This is a genomic window from Providencia sp. PROV129, from assembly GCF_028482245.1.
GTDB lineage: Bacteria > Pseudomonadota > Gammaproteobacteria > Enterobacterales > Enterobacteriaceae > Providencia > Providencia vermicola.
Genome location: NZ_JAMPQD010000028.1, coordinates 23,821 through 41,505, shown reverse-complemented (window position 1 = coordinate 41,505; position 17,685 = coordinate 23,821). Strand labels below are relative to the sequence as shown.

Sequence of the window (17,685 nt, the reverse complement as noted above, 5' to 3'; positions counted from 1 at the left end):
CATAGCCTCAACTCGTCATCCAGCAAGCGTAAAGTGCACTCCAGCAAAATTCTTGTCGCTGTGCTTTCCAACAATTTTGCTTCCGCCCTTGCTTCCTTCCTCGTTTCGTCTATGCACGCCCTTTGCAGCGCAGGAACTCGACGAAAGAAATCATTAACCCAAAGGAGGCACTAAAATGACTCAACAACAAAACCTTGCAGCGAGAGAATCTAACGAAAGAAATGGAAAAGACGAAACCGTCATCACGGCTATTGAGGTGAAGAATGCTCAAGCTCGTTTAACGTTTTTACCTTCAAAATTAGGGCTGTATTGCATTGCCTTTGAAAATGCAATCTATAACTGGATGACTCGGAACGCCGTAGCCTATAACGGCGGCTATTGGGATTTTTATCAATTGCCGAATGGCGGTTTTTATCTGCAACCGACAAAAGGCTATATGCTCACTTCACCGAATGGATTTATGGACGATGTAAGTGCTCAAGAAGCGGGAATTATTGTCACCTTAATGATGTTAAGTCATTTTTCATTTGAGACCTATGAAAAAGGGCAACAGGAAGATTGTGAGCGTATTTCTGCTTATTTTCACCAATTACGCGAGTTTATTTTCACATTACCCCCTGAATCACAAACCAAGATATTGAATGCGATTGATTAATTAAATCCTGCGCAAGTCCAAGACTTGCGCTTAATCAAACTTTATCAATAAAAGAGAGAAAAATTATGGAACAGCAAACATTATTATCAGTCGGGCAAGTCGTTTATACGAACTTATATAATCATGGCTTGGGTGTGATTACCCAAATTCATGGAGAACAAAAACCAGATACAGTGACGAATCTATGTAATGTCATGGTGAGTGGGGGCAATGCAGAATTTGATATTGTATTTTACAATGGTGATAAATCGAATCGCTTACCAGAATCTATTTTAAGAGGGGGAATTCAGTGGGAAGTTAAAAATGAATTTGTTGATAATGAAACAATTGAATCATTAATTAAACAGTCAGAAGAATTTGAACAAACGGAAAAAGCCGAGAAAGAAAAAAAGCAAACTGAATTAAATCAAAGTGTCGAATTTCAAAAAAACAATAGTCAATATTCATACTTAACTCAGATAACCGATAATTTAGACAATAAAGTAAAAATAGTCGGTAAAAATATCCGTGCTGAATTAAAAAAAATTTTCCAAAAACTAAATTTTCAGTTCGTAAACAATATTACAGTTCTTATTATGTATCATGGACAGATGGCCCGACAGTGGATGAAGTCGACTCGATTGTTAAAAAATATAAAACGTCACGGTTCGATTACTATACTGATTATTCTTACAATGAAAGTTCACCATTTAATGTAGTTTATGGTAGTGCCGATTATGTTTTTACGAATCGTCATTACAGTGATGAAATAATCGCACTAGCAATCAAATCATTGATTGATAAATATGGCGAGTCTTATGAGTTTGATACTGCATTAATGACCGTTGAAAATTATCATCAAGGTAAGCTATACCAAATTGGACGCGAAAAAATTATTGGAAATGATGGCATCGGCGGAGAAATTAATCGCGTTCTAAGGAAAACGAGTTATTAAAGAAAACGCGCCAAAAGGCGCGTTTCTCGTTTAATACTAAGCCACATGCATTACTTAATATTGAAATTGATTATAATGTTAAAAAGAGAAAATGAAAGGGTTAAATTTAGTTATTTTGTTTAATATTGAGATAAATGTGATAGACCTCAAGTGCGTATTGATTTCTTTTTTTCTCTTGAACCTCGGGTTTTTTTTAACCCTGCATTATATGCGCCAACCCCTTTCCAGATATCCCCTTGTATTCGAATAAACTTTGCCAAATAAAATGCCCCCGTATAAATATTCATGCATGGGTCTTGCCTTAAATGATTTTCGGTAATGCCATACTGCGCTAATTCATTAAAGTTTTGCGAATGAATTTGCATTAACCCGATAGCGTATCGCGTCGGTGAAGCTTGGTTAATAGCATTCGGTTTGAATGAAATTTCACGAAAGGCAACCGCCAGTAATAAATCAGGGTCAATTTGATAATCATTTCCTGCTTTATCATAGCAATCAATTGAAAATTAAATCGGAGAAAAAAATAACGCAATGAGAATACAGATAATTCGCATATAAATCCCCATTTAATAATAAATTCTCTTAACTCAGAATCACCCATTTTAATTAAAAAATAAAGCACTATTTAAATACAAGCCAAAAGAAAGGCGGAGCAATAAATACGCTCCTCTGAAAGATAGACATCACACCCCACGCAAAATTTCATTTTGCAAGAATTTATTTTTAAATCATGGTGTTAATTAAAATAAAATAGGTGATAATTATAAATATAATAACTCTAAGTGCTAAAAGAGTGTTGGAATAGTGCTAGATTAGTGCTGTTTTGTGGCTTTATTGTGGCTAATTATTATAAATCAATACGTTATATTTAAAAGTGATTGGCTGCTAGCACTATTACAGTGTTCAAAAAATTATATTTAGCACTTTGAAAGCACTGAGCTTATGGTACCATTAATTTTATTAAGGCACTCAATTAGCACTCGATATTTAGGATTAATAAATGGCAAGACAAAACGTATATATGTCACAAAAAGTTTATGATGCAATTAGAACTATTGTTGATGAACGGCGAGCAGATGGTGCAAACCACGCTGATGCAAATATGTCGAGCGTCTGTTCTGAAATGCTTGATATAGGAGTTCGCGTCACTATGAATTTAAAAAAGAAGTTAGATGAAACAGATGATAATGGAATGACATGGGAAGAGATTTATAAAAAGCAGATGCTTGAAGATTCAGCAAAAACTCGTCAGTGTATTCAAATGATTTTTCAAATGTTATTTAATCTAACTGAGATAAAAGAAGATACCCGTTATGATTTTAGGGAGGGAATAACTGAAATGAAAAAGGAAACAGAGAGACTGATTAATCAGTTTTTCCCTAAAAATTAGAAGAACCAATCCATATTTGGACTTTAGCTATCTGTACATTTTTACTTATTATTTGAGTTTTTAGTGGGTGCTAATATTTACATATAAAAACACATCACATTCTGTAAAATTAATGATTGATTTGACTTTAAATGATATGTATATTTATTTTAAGCCAAATATTTGGTCAGTTTAAAATTGAAGAATCGCCCAATAAAGGAGCTGGAACTCCCTTATTGAGCTAAACACATAACCCCAACTTAAGGAGATGGTTACATGCCTACTCATGATCCTATTGATCTCGATGCGATAAAACAAGCAGTTTTTCGAGAAAACCTACCTGATTTTTTAAATAATGTATACTTTTGGATGATTCTTGACCATGATAGTCAAGTTTTATCGTGTAGCGCTCCTGAAAAAGTTCATTCAATTCTTAACTCTTTAAAAGTAATTAAGAAAGATAAGTGTTTTAGTATTTCATCTATCGAGTTAGTTAAACATCAGTTATATCCGATTGCAATTGCAATGGAGGTTACTGAGTTTAAATTTTCTAACAATAAAAACATTGTAAAATTAAAAATATATAATGTTATGGAAAATACTAATATTAAGTTTAGAGTTTTTAATTCTGAATTATCTATAAGAAAAGACAGTTTTTATAACGAATTAGATTTAGCTTCCTCAATAAATAGATTAAAAGACATAAATCCATTAGAGATATTAACTAGTACTGAATGGACTGTTGCATGGCTTGTTATTCATGGATTAACTAATCCAGAAGTAGCTAAAATAATGGAAAGAAGCCATGATACTATAAAAGCACATGTTAGTAGGATACTCGGTGCGAGTAGATTGAGTATTTTTAATCGTTATTTATTATCAGATATTGCCTTCCAACTTAATTGGGACTGTTTTGTTCCATTGTCTATTTTAGAAAAATATCACTAGGATACCCCCCGAGTCGGGTAATTTACAGATGAATTTTTTTATATATGATAGTTTCATGATTACAAAGAATGAGGTTCCTATGAAAGAAAAAAAATATAAATCTGTCACAATAAGTGTACCGATAAGTGCTGAAACTAATCGTTTATTAACAGAGTCTGCTAAGCGTGCAAGACGTTCTAAAAAAATCGAAGCTGTATTACGATTGTCTGACCATTTAAGATTAATTGAAATTCTAGAAGGGAATTATCAAGAGCTATTAAATAAATACTGACTTACTCTTTTATTTAGTTTTTTTGTTTTTGTTGATTACACACAGCAACGGGTTCGCTTTGTCTAAAAATGGGCAATGTGCACTCGGTGCGGTAGCTTTGCTTAAAGGTTGAGAAATTATCACGCTTTATTACTTACTTATATTAAGTGTTATTGGCTCATTAATTAAGTCGGGAATAAAGCGAGCTAAAGGCTCAATTGTCATTAAATACTCTTTAAGGGTTTATTTTGAAAATAATGAAACATCTATTAATAAGGAAATAACTATGTCACAACTTACTATCGAAAATACGCCAGCCCGTAAGAAGGGATTATTTAAACGTGCTATTGATGCAGTGAACTTTAAACTTGGGAAAATCTTATTTCGTTTAATTGGTTTACCGATGATGGCATTTTTAGTCTCTAAAGGGGCGATGGCGGCAGATGACTTAATGGCTGCGGGTCGTGAAGATGCAGAAGCGAGCTTCGGGGAAGATTCAACCCTGATTTATTACTTCATGTTAGCGGAAGTGGTATTGGTCTTCTTAATGTACCTGCGTAATCACAACCCAGCGACATTCGTGTTAATCCCTGTGTTCTTTGTGATCACCGGTATTATCTTTGCCATTATCCGTGCCCGTGCACCTGGCATGACACCATAAGATACATTATTGGTATTGAAGGAACAGCGTAATGGAAGAAGAGCGCGCTAAGCGATTCATTTTTCCTCAGACGCTGACGGAGCAAAGCCGTCCAATCGGCTTACCACTCGATGAAACCTGTGCCATTGCCCTCCCGTTATGTTGGGGGGTTATGGACAAGCAATATATTGCAGGGGTTGTTGTTGGCGCTTTGCTCTGGTTTGCACTGAGGTATTTCAAAAAAGGGAGGGGAACAGATTGGCTGATTAATGCATGTTACTGGTATTTGCCTTCCTTCTGTTTTCAGGGAATGTACAAACGACTTCCCGACTCCGCGTTCAGGCTCTGGTTAAAATAACAGGAGGTCACGGTGAAACTGAGCGCAGCCAAATCTGCCCACAAATTCACATCACTCGTTTTCATCATATTAGTTTGCTTATTAGGAGGGAGTATTACGGGGAATATTCTGGCTTGGTCGAATATTGCCACTTTAATTGATAGCCGTGAAATGACCTATATCCCGCAGTTCTTTGAAACCCCGTTTACCCTTAGTCGTTCGCATGCGGATGCCAACTACCTCGAACAAACCGCACAGTCGTTGATTTTCTTACGTTACAACGTATCACCAGAATCGGTTAAAGCTAATCACAAAGCCTTATTACGATTTTTTGATAATGGCCAGCGCCCACAGATGCAAGAGATTTTGGCTGAAGAAGCGAAGCAAATTATTGAGAACAATGTTACCAGTGCTTTTTATTTGTCTGGAATGGATGTGTATCCCAATTCAGGCATTGTCGATATTCACGGTGATATTCAAACGTGGATTGGCAACCGTAAATCGCTACCTGAACGGGTGACATTACGATTAACCCTGAAGTATGCAAATGGGCTCACGACAATAGGGGGCTTTGAGGTACAAGTCGATGAAAAGAAGAAAAAGTAAATTAAGTCAACTGGCGTTATTGGCCCTGAGTTTGGGCCTCTTTTCTGCCTTGAGTTTAGCCGAGCCCACTGCATCTTTACCTGTGCAAATTCCTGTCTCGCCCGATTCACAAGTGCGTGTTGCCTTTAGTAACAGTGAACCGAATATGTTGGTGGTGCCAGGCGACCGAATTGTCGCGATTGATAGTGCGCAAGGCATGTTTATCAATGGAAACCAAAAAGGGGCAACGGGGCACCTCAGTGGTGGGGTGGTGTTGATGACCACACAAACCAAACCGTTTACCTTTTATGTCCGTACCGCAGGCGGTTTGACCGTCTCCGTGGTGGCGGTTCCGCAAAAACGGGATGGGCGCGTATTGCAGTTGGTGTCGTCAGTCCCTGCGAAGCGACCAGCCGCCAAGCAATGGGAGCGTTCTCTGCCTTATCCCCAAATGCTGATTGGACTGCATAAAGCATTATTGAACGGTGAGATACCGCAAGGTTTTGCTAAAGCACCTGTCACCGTTACGCCAACCTTGTCATTACCGTCGGGGTATGTGGTGTCTGCGGATGAAATGTGGAATGGCGGCGAAGTTCGGGTATACAAACTGGCGGTGCGTAATACCACGGCCAACGCTAAACCGATCACTGAGCGATTGTTTAATGCGCAGGGGGTAAGGGCAGTATTGATTTCGCCGTATAGTGAACAGGTGTTACCCGGTGCGACCGCAACCGTGTGGTTAACGGTGAGTAATGAGGTGACGCATGGCTAATTTAAATGTGAAAACGCGCCGTAAACAACTCGTGGTTTTTTTGATGGTGGCGTTAGGAGCCAGTGCCATTGGTGGGGGTGCATGGTGGTTCAGCAAACCATCAAAACCCAAAACCAAAAAAACGGTGCAAAAGCCTGTCCCGAACATGACGGGAGTTGTCTCTTCCACCTTTGACCGTAAAGTCGGGCAAGCGGCGATGGCGGATTTGCAATCCACCGCATCACAAGTGGACAAGCAGATGAAAAGTGTGAACGCCCGAATCGAACGTTTAGAGCAGGAAAACAAAGCCTACCGAGACAAAATTGAGCAACAAGATAAAGACTTAACGACGTTGCAAGACCAGCTGAATGAGGTGAGTAATGGGTTGATCCATGGCGACAATACCTTACCTCAACCTCAAACGCTGCCAGTTGGCACGATACCGACACCGAATGGTCAAGCCAGTCAGCCGATTATCCCGCCGCCAACGGCATTTTATCAAGGCGGGCAATATCCCGTTGGGCAACCTCAAATCAATGTAAATCCGGCATTAAAGCAAGGCTTACATTCGATGACTATCGAGTATGATGAGGATAAGGTGGATAACAGCTTACCCGCTTTACCTTATATCCCGTCAGGGAGTTTTGCCAAAGCGATGGTGATTGAGGGTGCGGATGCCAATGCCTCTGTCACGGGGAACAGTAATCCCTCACCGATGCAGTTTCGCTTAACGGGTAAACTGATTATGCCGAACAATGAGGAGTATGACTTAAGTGGGTGTGCGGTGACGGCGGGGGTGTATGGCGATATTTCCAGTGAACGCGGACTTGTGCGTACTGACCGTCTGTCTTGTAAGCTGTTTGGCCATACGATTGATATGCCGTTTAAGGGCCATGTTTCCTTCATGGGGAAAAATGGGATTAAGGGAGAACCGGTCATACGAAATGGTGAGTTAGTCGGTTATGCCTTTGGCGGTGGGTTTATCGAAGCGGTCGGGTCGGGCTTTTCCAAAGTGGGGAGCGAAACCGTCGGTATTGGCGCCAGCAGTACCACTTCAATGGCGGATGTGATGCGCGGTGGGGTCGGTGGCGGTGTTCAGCAATCGGGCAAAATGTTGTCGGAATACTTCATTAAACGTGCGGAACAATACCACCCAGTGATCCCAATTGGCGCTGGAATTGAGATTACTGTCGTTTTCCAAGAAGGTTTCCAATTGGAATTTATTGAACAGATGCGCAAAAAGAAAAGTAAGGATGCCGTTGCCGAGCCTGTGCAGCAAACTCTTAATCAAGGCATTACGGTGACGAAACAAGCGTTGCAAGAAATTTCACTCGGGGATGCGGTTCCATCCACAAATTACCTGCAATACCCAACACAACAATAACGTATTTTACACCTCCTTATCGCCAACACCAGGGCAATCCTAAGGAGCATTTATGTTAACTCTACCCACTAAAACTAATACAAAAACGCGATTAAAAGCGATCCTTCTTATGGGGCTCATCAGTTCACCTGCGGTGATATTGGTGTGTACCGACATCAGCTGGGATGGATTGCTTTTTCTCGCTATCTATACCAGTTTGAGTGCATGGGTGACTCAAATCTTAAATAACGACTCTCAACAAAAGTGAATAAACAGATGGAAAAATGGTATTTATTGTATTGCAAAACAGGGCAAGATTTACGGGCGATTGAACATCTTGAACGCCAAGGTGCGAACTGTTTTTCCCCGCGTTATGAGGCGGAGAAAATGGTGCGAAATCGTAAACGTAAAGTGATGGAGTCATTATTTCCCAATTATTTATTTGTGAAGTTCGATTATGAAGTTATTCACTTCTCGACCATTAAATCAACACGGGGTGTGAGCTACTTTGTGCGCTTTGGCAAACTGCCTGTGGTGGTGCCCGATGAAATTATTGCGTCATTGATGGTGCCGAACTTTATGAAAGAGGTGAGTGAACAACTGCCGCAAAAAGGGGATGAAGTGGTCATTTATGACGGTATCTTCCAAGGTGTGCGGGCGATTTACAGTGAACCTAACGGGGAGGCTCGTTCGGTGTTACTCCTTAACATCCTCAACAAAGAAGTGCCTCGGGTTGTCGATAATCGTAACTTTGAAGCCATAAAATAACGGGATAAGGAAGCTAATGATGTTAAGTACAATATTCATTGTCTTCGTGGTTGTCATTTTATGTTTAGGGTTAATCATTGTTGCGACAAGTAAAGCGAGTGAAGCGACATTTGTATTTACGTTGATGATTTTACTTATCGCTGCAGTGATTTTCGGGGTTGCAATATTAAATGAAGAAGATAAGTCAGAAGTTGTGAGTAAAGGGGAATATTACTCAACAAAATGCCAACTCATTGAAACCAATAACGATAACGGATTATTTCAGTCGAACACCAATAAGCTCAAGTGCGGTGATGTGATTGAAAATGTCACGGTTAGTGATTACAAAGAAGCCGTTGAAGCCTACCTGCTCAGCAATGATAAGGAAAATACTCGTACTCCAGATAAGGACTCACCATTAAACACAGTTAAATAACGTGGTTTTATTCAACATTCTTCGTCGTGCCCTCTCTTTTTACCAACTCTGTATCCAAAAAGGCTAAATCATGAAAAAACTCCTAATTCTAGGCGCATTAACCCTGCTCGCCGGCTGTACAGCGGGTATGAAAGATTCCTTTGATTGTAATGCGACTGCGCAAGACAGCTGCATGACCATGGAAGAAGCCAATCAAAAGGCAGCACAGCAAAATGTGTCGTGGGCGCATCCATCTAATGGGGAGGGCTCATCCCAAAAGCGAGCAGAGCTGCCGCGGTTAGCACCGTTGGCAACCCCGACGGTTCCCGTCGTCACAACTGCCTCCACATTGCGCTCAGTGCGTACCGTGGAACCGAGTCATGGCGCGACCTCACAGACAGTGGCGGCATTAGGGGCATTTGAGTCGTCACCGACCCCCATAAAAAAGTCGATCCCCGCCAATTCACTGCCACCAATTTCACAGCCAACCCAAACGTGGTCGGGTTGGGCCGATATTGGGATGGTGCCACCGGTGCGATTACCCGCAAGTACCGCGCGGTTGTGGATAGCCCCGTGGATTGATGAAGAGCAAAACTTTTATCAACCGGCTGTCGTCTCCTTTGTCGTGAAAGAGGGCCAGTGGAAGGAGCAGTTACAATGACCCAAAAACGTGGCTTCTTGCAAAAATTGAAGCAACTTGGCAATCCCCATGCAAAAGATGCGGGTGAATCCCCGTTTATGGAGAGCCTATTCAAAGGACTACTCTCTAACTGGAAACAACCTGACGGGGCACGAAAAGCCCATGAAGCACTGGAAGAGATGGATTATCCGTCTTTTAGCAGTGTCTTACCATACCGCTATTATGACGCCGACTCGGGGCTTTTTATTAACAAGGAGACGGCAGGTTTTGTGTTGGAATGCGCCCCCTTGATTGGTGCGAACGATAAAATTGTCGATGCACTGGATTATTTTTTGCGAAATAAATTGCCGCGTAAAACCCCACTCACCTTTTTGTTGCTTGGCAGTAAATGCATCAGCGGCATGTTAGATTATGGCCTTAGGGACTTTAGCTGGGATGGTGAGTTGGCGTCAAAATTCAATGCCATTACCCGTGCTTACTATGAAAACGGGGCGATGAATGGCTTAGCCAATAAACAAGGCTTGCCATTAACACTGCGGAACTATCGCCTGTTTATCATCTATGCCGAACCCGTTAAACGGGCGGATGCGTTGACGCTGCAAAATTTGAATCAAACCTTGAGTGTGGTGCAGCAATCCCTCCTCGGCGCCAGTATCGGCTCGGAGCGATTGGATGATAAAGGCTTAATCAAGTTGGTGCGGGAAATGGTGAATTTTCGTCATCACAATATTGCGGAGCCGTCCGACGAAATCGAGCCTTATGAAGAACTTAACGCGCAGTGTGTTGACCGTTCGTTCGTCATGGAGCTGAAACCCGAAGCCATGCACCAGAGTTTAATGGATGAAAAAGGGAAAAAATCGCGTACACGGATACTCAATTATAGCCTTGCCAAAAACCCGCAGCGGTTTGCGCTATGGCAAGGAGGCGATAATCTCAGCAATTTGCTTGATCCTGCGGCTTCCGTGTCATGTCCGTTTGCCATTACCTTGACGCTGGAAGTCGAAGATTTAGTGCGAACCCAAAACGAATCGATGACCAAATCAGCCACGTTTAATAAGCGGGCAGAATCCAAGTTCTCCAGTTGGGTGCCAGGTGTGAAGCAACAGGCCAAAGAGTGGACGGATTTACGCGAACGGTTGAGTAAAGGGCAATCGGCACTGACGCGTTACAGTTATGGCATTACGTTATTTTGTGAAGATGATGACGATAAAGCCCTGAATGCTGAAATGGCACTGATGAACACGTTCAATAGCAACGGATTGACGCTTATGCCTCCCAGTTTTATGCAGCTGCGCAACTACATGGCATTGTTCCCATTTGTGATGCAAGAGGGCTTATGGGGAGACATGAAACGCTCAAGTGGCACACTGCGGGCAGAGTCTTTCAATGTGGCCAACTTGTTGCCCGTGGTCGCTGATAACCGTATTTGTCGCAGTGGGTTACCGATTCCCTCATATCGTAACCAGTTGTCTTATCTCGATATCTTTGATGATGATTCGGGGCTGGGGAACGATAACTACAACATGGGGGTGTGTGGCACCTCGGGAGGTGGTAAGTCCTTCTTAGTGCAAGCCATTATTCGCCAAATTCTTGACAGCGGTGGTTGGTCCTATGTCTTGGATATGGGGGAATCCTACAAAGGGTTATGTGAGAGTGTTGGGGGCGTCTACGTTGATGCACGCGACCTTAAATTTAACCCGTTCGCGGGGGTGGCCAATATTAAAGAAGCGGCCGAAAGTATTCGCGACTTGCTATTGGTGCTGGCCAATCCGTCAGGGGATATGGATGACACCTCTAAGTCAATCTTATTAAATGCGGTTCAAGACGTGTGGGAGGGGGCGGCACCGAGTAAACGTCAGGGTAATGCGGTTCTGATCGATGACATTTCAGAGTACTTAACTTGGCAATTAGAGCAGGGTGTTTTTGAAGATGCTGACTCTGTGCGCAATAAGATGCACGAGATTGTTGTTTCCTTACAGAAATACACCACCAAAGGATTGTATGGGGAGTATTTCAATAGCCCTAATCCTGCCCTTAATGACAATGTGCGGTTTACCGTACTGGAAATGGGGGGGCTGCAAAATAAACCTGACTTGTTAGCTGCCGTCATGTTTTCCATGATGATCTTTATTGAACAGCGCATGTATCTATCGCCACGGGACATAAAAAAGGCGGCTATCATCGATGAAGGGTGGAAGCTGCTCGACAGTGAAAACAGCTTTGTCGGTAACTTTATTGAAGGGGGCTATCGTACTGCCCGTAAGTACCGTGGTGCCTACATTACCATTTCTCAGGGAATTGAGGATTTCGATGGGGATAATGCGAGTGTGGCTGCGAAAGCTGCATGGAGTAACTCGTCGTACAAAATTATCTTGCGGCAAAATTTGGAGTCGTTCCGTAAATATAACCAGAAAAATCCCGACCAGTTCAACGTGTTGGAACGTACCGTTGTGGAAGGATTCCCGTCAGCAAAAGAGGCGCACTTCAGTGCCTTTATGTTACGGGTGGCGGGACAAGTGTCTTATCACCGCTTGTTGATTGACCCCATCAGTCGCACCTTGTTTTCCACCGATGGGAAAGACTACCAGTTCCGTGAAAATGCCGCGGCACAGGGACTTTCCCAGCAAGCCACGTTATTGGCGTTAGCCCAACAAAAATTCCCAAGAGAAATGGAGGCCTTATCCCAATGGCAGACCCAAACACGACATTAGTCGACAAAGTGCAAAAAACGCCCGCACGGGGCATGAGCCGTCGTCGCAAAGAATGCTTAAAAGCCATGAGCTTTTTTATGGTCATTGCCGTGGTGCTAAGTTTTAGCATTTCGGTGTTTGTGGTGCGTTGGCTTGCCCCCGTAACCGTCACTTTCGACATGACGGGCACGGTCAACCAATATCAGCAACAAATGGCCATGCAGTTTAATGCGGAAACTCCGCTCAGTGAGCAACAAATCGCCGATGCCACTCACCGTTTTCAAGTGGCGCTCAGTGATAGCTTATCGGAGTACCAACATGAACATCAGGCCCTGATTTTAGTCACCCCTGCGGTGGTGATGGGGGCGGAAGATATCACGGTCGATATTCAAGCCGCAATCGCCGACAAAATGGCGCAATAAAGGAGGGCAGATGAAGCGAATGCGACAGTCTACATTGGCAATGTTGTTTTGTTTACCTTGTCTTGTTACCGCCAAAGATCTCGGGGTCTGGGGGGATGTCTACCCCGTTCAAGAGCAAAGCATGTTGGACTTTATCCAGGGGCGGTTAAAGCAGATGGAGGGCACGGGGGAAATCGCGCAGATGCAGCAGGATTTTAAAGACCGCGTGATTGAAAATACCCTGCGTCCACCGCCTGTGGATTGGCTCAGTACCGATACGGAAGCACACACGCTGTGGTACGACCCGACGTTTACGGTTCAAGGCGATTATGCCGATCACAATGGCGTGGTGTTTGCTCGTCAAGGCGACAAAATTAACCCACTCAGTCATGTGGCGCTTGGGCAAACCCTGTATTTTTTAGATGCGGATGATCCGCGCCAAATCGCGTGGATGAATGCCCAGCAACCCGCCACCTTGCGCTACAAAGTCATATTAACCAACGGCAATATCAAGGAGGCCTCGCAGGCGCTGAATACCCGTGTGTTCTTTGACCAAGGAGGCAGTTTGAGTCGTCAACTCGGGCTTCAGTATATCCCCGCGGTGGTGACACAAGAGGGCGAAAAACTCAAAATCGCGTCGGCGGCAATGCAGGAGGGGCGTTAATGAAAAAATGGCTGGTCAGTGTGTGTTTACTCGGCAGTGTTTTTCTGTCAACCCCCACGAAAGCCGATGCGCTGTGTGAGGGCAATTTCGTTAACCCGATCACCGATATTTGCTGGGATTGTTTGTTCCCGATGACCATTGGTAATGTGCCTGTATTTCCAGGTGTGGCACCGGATACGGAAAACCCGTCCAGTCCTATTCAGATTTGCCCGATGGGGATTTTATACCGTATTGGCCTTGCCATTGGCTATTGGGAGCCATTTGCCCTGACGGATGTGACCCGTTCACCGTATTGCATGGTGAATTTAGGGGGCTTTAACATCAATGTGGGTAAAATGGGCGCGGGCAAAGGCACGCAAAATGACCCCGAAACCCAAGGGGCGTTCTACCATGTGCATTGGTACAAATACCCACTGACCTATTGGCTCAATATCATCACGTCGGCAGGTTGTTTAGAACGGGGGGATATGGATATTGCTTATTTGTCCGAGCTAGACCCTTTATGGAACGACAGTTCGTTGTCGTCGATTATTGCCCCTGAAGCGTTTGTATTTGCCAATCCCATCGCGCAAGGGGCATGTGCCGCCGATGCGATTGCCAGTATTGGCAGTAAGCCCTTAAATGCGCTCTTTTGGTGTGCGGGTTCTCAAGGCAGTATGTATCCGTTTACGGGGTATACCAGCAATGAATTCAGCCCCCAAGCGTCTTCGGTTCTGCTTTCTGAGCGCATGGCGTTTAAGTTACATCGGCAAGGTTTGGTGATGAACAGCGTCGGAAAAAATCAGGAAGTGTGTTACACCTATCCGTCCCCGATTATCCCGAAAGACCGCTATCGATATCAGATGGTGAACATGTACCCCGATACAGGGCAGTGTCATCCCTTTGGTCGTTCCGTGATGCGCTGGCAAACGGGGCATGCTTCACCCAACAGCCGTAAAAACTTCGGTTATCTCATCTGGCGTAAACGTAACTGCGTTTTCCTCTAACACGAGGTACTTTCATGAAATTCCTTTTATTTTTGTTCGCAAGTCTGGTGCTTGTGCCGACGGGTTATGCCTTAACGGATGACCAACAGTTTTTAGAGCAGCTGCGTGACCAAAGCGCGGCCTTGCTCGAACAGTCCTTGCCGCCAGAGGGATTTAAACCGCCTGAAATTTCCGCTAAGGATAAAGCCTGGATAGATAATTTATTGGCCAAACAGCAGCAAGCGCAGCAACAAGCCGCTGATGCGGCTAAAGCACAAACTGAGCAGGAAAGCCCCTTTGTCTACTTTGTGTCGTTTTCTATTCCCGAAGCGGGGCTCAAACAGATGGTGCCTGAAGCCACGCAGCTTGGTATCCCCACCTTGATTAACGGCTTGATTGACAATGATTTTCGCAAAACCGCCACGGCGGTATTTGAATTGACCAAAGACAGTGGTGAAGGGGGCGTACAAATCGACCCGAAAACCTTTGCCCAATACGGTATTACACAAGTGCCTGCACTGGTCGTTCGCTGTGAACAAGGCTTTGATGTGATGTACGGCAATATCCGTTTGATATCGGCCATTGAACGGATTGCCAGCAGTGGCGATTGTCATGAGGTCGCTCGGAATTGGCTGGTATCGAGGGAGCGATAATGAAACGGTTATTGATTGCATTATGTGGCGTGGGGGCTCTGTCTCTGGGGTTTGCGGCCAATGATTACAAAGCGGGGTCGGAATTTGCTAACGGTCTCAAAAACACGGGCACAAACACGATAAAAAACACCAACCCCGCCAATATCATCCCGAACTATACTGCCAATCCATCCGAAAGTGGCTATTACGGCGGTGTGACGTCGGGGGCGGCCTCGGGGCTGGAAAATGCAGGTATCAAGGCGATGAATGAGACGGATGCAGGGCAAGCTACGATGGAGGTCATGAAAAATCGCCCGCCAGATAAGCTGGATTTGGACGCCCCGTTCTTAAAAGCGGGCATTGACATGCGGGAAAAGGCGGAGTCGGAAAGCGGGCAAATTACGGTGCCTTGTCAGGATGTGACGCTCGATAAAACCGAAATCACGTCACACCAATGTGAGAGAACCCCAGCCGCCAGTTTAGCCTGTACTCGGACGGCAAAAATCACCTGGGAGGAAACGGATGGGTGGGAGATGCAAGATATCACTATCCCTAGCTCACAAATTAAATTCCGAAAAATCAAAAAGGGTGAAATCGCAGGGGACTTTAACTTAGACAAAAAAGGGAAAATTTACACCGCGACGTTTTACGGTTGGTCACGTAAGTGCGCCGATTATAATGAACCGTTGTTTCCTTATGACAATAAAACCACGTACTTAGGGGTAACGGGGACTATCGTACACCGTCGGAGCTGTAATTTTAGTGATATCGGTAACCCCAATGTGTTTACCTATGCAACCCCTGTTGACATCAAAGAAGGCAAGCAGACGTTTACCATGGGCTTAGCTGGCTTATGGGCGGTAGTGGAATCAGGGGCAGATGCATTAGTCCAAACATTCAATACAAAACCGAATGAACTGAAAATTACGCTAAAACTGCAAATGCTGACGTCGGTAAAAACAGTGAAGCCCAAAATCGAATGGGTTGAGCATTGCCCATTTGATAAATCCGAAGAAGTGAAAGTGGAAACGCAATGTACGGAAAAAGGGGGAACTAAAACGGTTTCGGTGGGCGGTAAAAAGTACGATGTTTATAGCGAGTGTTGGCAGTACACCGATTATTACGCCAAGCAGTCGGCGGATAATGGTAGTTGTGGTGACTACATGAAAAATCCCGCGTGTACTATTGTGAAAACCACCTGCATTGAATCCGTTGGCAGTACCTGTTTGCGTGAGCAAGCGGTGTTTTCCTGTGAAAAAGGGCTGACGGGAGGCGGGAAAATGTGCGGTGTTGAACTGATTTGTGCCAGTGGTGAGTGTGACCAAATCAAGAATGACAAGGCGAACAGTTTCCAAAAAGCCGTATCCGCGTTAGCAGCGGTGGCCGCCGCAGGGGAAGATGTGGCAGAGCTCAATGACGTGAATGTCAGGGCTTTTACCGGTCAGCGTTATACCTGCCGTAAAGCTGCCGCAGGGTTCAGTAATTGTTGCAAAAGTGGCGGTTGGGGAAGTGATGTGGGGTTGGCACACTGCGACAGTGAAGAAAAGGCCTTGGGCAAAGCCAAAAGTCGCAATCTCACGATTTATGTTGGCTCCTATTGTTCCAAAAAAGTGCTAGGGGTGTGCCTTCAAAAGAAAGAAGCCTACTGCCTATTTGACAGTAAGCTCGCCAAAATTGTGCAAGAGCAAGGGCGTGGCGGGCAGTTACGTATTGGGTTTGGCAGTGCCAAAAACAGTGATTGTCGCGGTATTACCGTCGATGAGTTGCAGGCCATTAACTTTGACCGACTGAACTTTGCGGATTTCTATTCCGATTTGGAGTCGGGCTCCGATATTCCAGCTGACCAAGAACTGATTGACCGCGTAAAAAATCAAATCGCCAATGGCCTACAAGGTCAGGGAGGGCAAGGATGAAACGGATTGTATTAATATCGCTTGTCAGTTTGGTGATATCAGGAAGCGTATTGGCCAACCATAGCGAACAAACTGAAACGCGAACCTATGTGGATGAACCTATCGTCGGTTGGCACTGGTATAACGAACCGCAACCGGAAGACGAGGAAGAGCCGACAGAGCCAGAGCAAATCCCACTTTCGACGTTATCACCGACCTTACAAAAAAAGGTCATGCAAAAGCTAACCGCAGAAGCGTTAGACACTGCGATTATGCAGCCAACCCCCGAGAATGCCGCGAAATTCGTGGCACTTCAGCGGTATTGGCTCAATCAATCTGGCAAGTTTGAACGCTCTGTGCAAAAAGCTCTGCTGCTACACCCTGCACTTGATTACAACTTGGAGCATTCCTTTTATAACAGTACGGTGCCTCAGCAGTTTTCTACATTACGCAATAAAGAAAAACAGGCTATTTCGCAGCTAGCGTCGCAGTATGGATTGTTTTTCTTTTATCGCGGTGGTGAGCCGCTGGATAACCAGTTAGCCAGTGTGGTGGCACAGTTTGCCGAGCAACATGGGGTCGTGCTGATCCCGATATCGGTGGATGGGCAGCGCAGTCAGCAATTGCCAAATACTAAGCCAGACAACGGGCAAGTGGCAAAAATGCAAATCACCCATTTTCCTGCCCTGTTTTTGGTTGACCCAAAAAACGAATCTTACCAGCCATTGGCCTATGGGTTTATGACGCAAGATGCGCTCGAACGTCGCTTTTTAGATATTGCGACCGATTTTACCCCGAACTATTGAG

General features: G+C 44.3%; 22 protein-coding genes and 2 pseudogenes. 23 read left to right on the top strand and 1 reads right to left on the bottom strand.

All coding sequences use genetic code 11. The annotated features are described in order from the left end of the window. Positions 1 to 175: 175 nt before the first annotated feature. From PSF27_RS18805 to PSF27_RS18795, 4 genes and pseudogenes are all read left to right on the top strand, one after another. Entirely contained in the window at positions 176 to 655 is a 480-nt protein-coding gene (locus tag PSF27_RS18805) for an antirestriction protein (RefSeq protein WP_272682046.1), read from the top strand. Positions 656 to 720: 65 nt separating this feature from the next. Further along, a pseudogene (locus PSF27_RS21235) lies at positions 721 to 1,020 on the top strand (LPD29 domain-containing protein); the annotation flags it as partial. Between the two features lie 149 nt (positions 1,021 to 1,169). Further along, positions 1,170 to 1,337 (top strand): annotated as a pseudogene (locus PSF27_RS21230) (LPD29 domain-containing protein); the annotation flags it as partial. Positions 1,338 to 1,427: 90 nt separating this feature from the next. Beyond that, positions 1,428 to 1,589, top strand: a complete 162-nt coding sequence (locus PSF27_RS18795) for a hypothetical protein (RefSeq protein WP_272682044.1) — start codon at positions 1,428 to 1,430, stop codon at positions 1,587 to 1,589. Between the two features lie 146 nt (positions 1,590 to 1,735). On the opposite strand, the gene PSF27_RS18790 is transcribed toward PSF27_RS18795, so the two are convergent. Then, a complete protein-coding gene (locus PSF27_RS18790; protein ID WP_272682068.1) occupies positions 1,736 to 2,035 on the bottom strand; it encodes a lytic transglycosylase domain-containing protein in 300 nt (99 codons plus the stop codon). Between the two features lie 554 nt (positions 2,036 to 2,589). Between PSF27_RS18790 and PSF27_RS18785 the strand changes: the two genes are divergently transcribed. From PSF27_RS18785 to traF, 19 genes are all read left to right on the top strand, one after another. After that, positions 2,590 to 2,979: a relaxosome protein TraM gene (locus PSF27_RS18785; RefSeq protein ID WP_272682043.1), complete on the top strand. Its 390-nt coding sequence runs from the start codon at positions 2,590 to 2,592 to the stop codon at positions 2,977 to 2,979. A 255-nt stretch (positions 2,980 to 3,234) separates the two neighbouring features. Then, positions 3,235 to 3,906 carry a response regulator transcription factor gene (locus tag PSF27_RS18780; RefSeq protein ID WP_272682042.1) on the top strand — a complete coding sequence of 224 codons (672 nt, stop codon included), beginning with the start codon at positions 3,235 to 3,237 and terminating at the stop codon, positions 3,904 to 3,906. Between the two features lie 79 nt (positions 3,907 to 3,985). After that, positions 3,986 to 4,177: a TraY domain-containing protein gene (locus PSF27_RS18775; RefSeq protein WP_272682041.1), complete on the top strand. Its 192-nt coding sequence runs from the start codon at positions 3,986 to 3,988 to the stop codon at positions 4,175 to 4,177. Between the two features lie 265 nt (positions 4,178 to 4,442). Beyond that, positions 4,443 to 4,817 (top strand): type IV conjugative transfer system pilin TraA, encoded by a 375-nt coding sequence (locus PSF27_RS18770; protein WP_272682040.1) that lies wholly within the window; start codon positions 4,443 to 4,445, stop codon positions 4,815 to 4,817. Between the two features lie 31 nt (positions 4,818 to 4,848). Continuing rightward, positions 4,849 to 5,154, top strand: coding sequence for a type IV conjugative transfer system protein TraL (gene traL, locus PSF27_RS18765; RefSeq protein WP_094962781.1), 306 nt, complete (start codon positions 4,849 to 4,851; stop codon positions 5,152 to 5,154). A 12-nt stretch (positions 5,155 to 5,166) separates the two neighbouring features. Next, a complete protein-coding gene (traE, locus tag PSF27_RS18760; protein ID WP_272682039.1) occupies positions 5,167 to 5,739 on the top strand; it encodes a type IV conjugative transfer system protein TraE in 573 nt (190 codons plus the stop codon). Next, positions 5,720 to 6,490: a type-F conjugative transfer system secretin TraK gene (traK, locus tag PSF27_RS18755; protein ID WP_272539701.1), complete on the top strand. Its 771-nt coding sequence runs from the start codon at positions 5,720 to 5,722 to the stop codon at positions 6,488 to 6,490. Before traE ends, traK begins: the two co-directional genes overlap by 20 nt. Next, positions 6,483 to 7,853: an F-type conjugal transfer pilus assembly protein TraB gene (gene traB / locus PSF27_RS18750; protein WP_272682038.1), complete on the top strand. Its 1,371-nt coding sequence runs from the start codon at positions 6,483 to 6,485 to the stop codon at positions 7,851 to 7,853. Before traK ends, traB begins: the two co-directional genes overlap by 8 nt. Before the next feature lie 52 nt (positions 7,854 to 7,905). Further along, entirely contained in the window at positions 7,906 to 8,100 is a 195-nt protein-coding gene (locus PSF27_RS21115) for a hypothetical protein (protein ID WP_272682037.1), read from the top strand. 8 nt (positions 8,101 to 8,108) lie between these two features. Then, the gene (gene rfaH, locus PSF27_RS18740) at positions 8,109 to 8,600 is read left to right on the top strand and encodes a transcription/translation regulatory transformer protein RfaH (RefSeq protein WP_272682036.1); all 492 of its coding nucleotides are present in this window, start codon (positions 8,109 to 8,111) and stop codon (positions 8,598 to 8,600) included. 16 nt (positions 8,601 to 8,616) lie between these two features. Next, on the top strand, positions 8,617 to 9,015 hold the full coding sequence (locus PSF27_RS18735) for a hypothetical protein (protein WP_272682035.1): 399 nt from the start codon (positions 8,617 to 8,619) through the stop codon (positions 9,013 to 9,015). Between the two features lie 70 nt (positions 9,016 to 9,085). After that, positions 9,086 to 9,655 (top strand): type IV conjugative transfer system lipoprotein TraV, encoded by a 570-nt coding sequence (traV, locus tag PSF27_RS18730; protein ID WP_272682034.1) that lies wholly within the window; start codon positions 9,086 to 9,088, stop codon positions 9,653 to 9,655. 77 nt (positions 9,656 to 9,732) lie between these two features. Further along, a complete protein-coding gene (gene traC, locus PSF27_RS18725; RefSeq protein WP_272682067.1) occupies positions 9,733 to 12,345 on the top strand; it encodes a type IV secretion system protein TraC in 2,613 nt (870 codons plus the stop codon). Continuing rightward, on the top strand, positions 12,321 to 12,746 hold the full coding sequence (gene trbI, locus PSF27_RS18720) for a type-F conjugative transfer system protein TrbI (RefSeq protein WP_272539716.1): 426 nt from the start codon (positions 12,321 to 12,323) through the stop codon (positions 12,744 to 12,746). Before traC ends, trbI begins: the two co-directional genes overlap by 25 nt. Before the next feature lie 19 nt (positions 12,747 to 12,765). Beyond that, on the top strand, positions 12,766 to 13,389 hold the full coding sequence (traW, locus tag PSF27_RS18715) for a type-F conjugative transfer system protein TraW (protein ID WP_272682066.1): 624 nt from the start codon (positions 12,766 to 12,768) through the stop codon (positions 13,387 to 13,389). Continuing rightward, entirely contained in the window at positions 13,389 to 14,375 is a 987-nt protein-coding gene (gene traU, locus PSF27_RS18710) for a conjugal transfer pilus assembly protein TraU (protein WP_272539717.1), read from the top strand. The genes traW and traU overlap by 1 nt, the downstream gene beginning before the upstream one ends. A 14-nt stretch (positions 14,376 to 14,389) precedes the next feature. Beyond that, entirely contained in the window at positions 14,390 to 15,007 is a 618-nt protein-coding gene (gene trbC / locus PSF27_RS18705) for a type-F conjugative transfer system pilin assembly protein TrbC (protein ID WP_272682033.1), read from the top strand. Next, positions 15,007 to 16,899 (top strand): conjugal transfer protein TraN, encoded by a 1,893-nt coding sequence (locus PSF27_RS18700; RefSeq protein WP_272682032.1) that lies wholly within the window; start codon positions 15,007 to 15,009, stop codon positions 16,897 to 16,899. Before trbC ends, PSF27_RS18700 begins: the two co-directional genes overlap by 1 nt. Beyond that, complete coding sequence (gene traF / locus PSF27_RS18695; protein WP_272682031.1) at positions 16,896 to 17,684, top strand: type-F conjugative transfer system pilin assembly protein TraF; 789 nt, start codon at positions 16,896 to 16,898, stop codon at positions 17,682 to 17,684. Before PSF27_RS18700 ends, traF begins: the two co-directional genes overlap by 4 nt. The last annotated feature ends 1 nt before the right edge of the window (position 17,685 follow it).

Excerpts from the sequence above, each read along its gene's own strand:
- PSF27_RS18805 (WP_272682046.1), top strand. The coding sequence starts at position 176 with ATGACTCAACAACAAAACCTTGCAGCGAGAGAATCTAACGAAAGAAAT.
- PSF27_RS18785 (WP_272682043.1), top strand. The coding sequence starts at position 2,590 with ATGGCAAGACAAAACGTATATATGTCACAAAAAGTTTATGATGCAATT.
- PSF27_RS18780 (WP_272682042.1), top strand. The coding sequence starts at position 3,235 with ATGCCTACTCATGATCCTATTGATCTCGATGCGATAAAACAAGCAGTT.
- PSF27_RS18775 (WP_272682041.1), top strand. The coding sequence starts at position 3,986 with ATGAAAGAAAAAAAATATAAATCTGTCACAATAAGTGTACCGATAAGT.
- PSF27_RS18770 (WP_272682040.1), top strand. The coding sequence starts at position 4,443 with ATGTCACAACTTACTATCGAAAATACGCCAGCCCGTAAGAAGGGATTA.
- traL (WP_094962781.1), top strand. The coding sequence starts at position 4,849 with ATGGAAGAAGAGCGCGCTAAGCGATTCATTTTTCCTCAGACGCTGACG.
- traK (WP_272539701.1), top strand. The coding sequence starts at position 5,720 with ATGAAAAGAAGAAAAAGTAAATTAAGTCAACTGGCGTTATTGGCCCTG.
- traB (WP_272682038.1), top strand. The coding sequence starts at position 6,483 with ATGGCTAATTTAAATGTGAAAACGCGCCGTAAACAACTCGTGGTTTTT.
- PSF27_RS21115 (WP_272682037.1), top strand. The coding sequence starts at position 7,906 with ATGTTAACTCTACCCACTAAAACTAATACAAAAACGCGATTAAAAGCG.
- rfaH (WP_272682036.1), top strand. The coding sequence starts at position 8,109 with ATGGAAAAATGGTATTTATTGTATTGCAAAACAGGGCAAGATTTACGG.
- PSF27_RS18735 (WP_272682035.1), top strand. The coding sequence starts at position 8,617 with ATGATGTTAAGTACAATATTCATTGTCTTCGTGGTTGTCATTTTATGT.
- traV (WP_272682034.1), top strand. The coding sequence starts at position 9,086 with ATGAAAAAACTCCTAATTCTAGGCGCATTAACCCTGCTCGCCGGCTGT.
- traC (WP_272682067.1), top strand. The coding sequence starts at position 9,733 with ATGGAGAGCCTATTCAAAGGACTACTCTCTAACTGGAAACAACCTGAC.
- trbI (WP_272539716.1), top strand. The coding sequence starts at position 12,321 with ATGGCAGACCCAAACACGACATTAGTCGACAAAGTGCAAAAAACGCCC.
- traW (WP_272682066.1), top strand. The coding sequence starts at position 12,766 with ATGCGACAGTCTACATTGGCAATGTTGTTTTGTTTACCTTGTCTTGTT.
- traU (WP_272539717.1), top strand. The coding sequence starts at position 13,389 with ATGAAAAAATGGCTGGTCAGTGTGTGTTTACTCGGCAGTGTTTTTCTG.
- trbC (WP_272682033.1), top strand. The coding sequence starts at position 14,390 with ATGAAATTCCTTTTATTTTTGTTCGCAAGTCTGGTGCTTGTGCCGACG.
- PSF27_RS18700 (WP_272682032.1), top strand. The coding sequence starts at position 15,007 with ATGAAACGGTTATTGATTGCATTATGTGGCGTGGGGGCTCTGTCTCTG.
- traF (WP_272682031.1), top strand. The coding sequence starts at position 16,896 with ATGAAACGGATTGTATTAATATCGCTTGTCAGTTTGGTGATATCAGGA.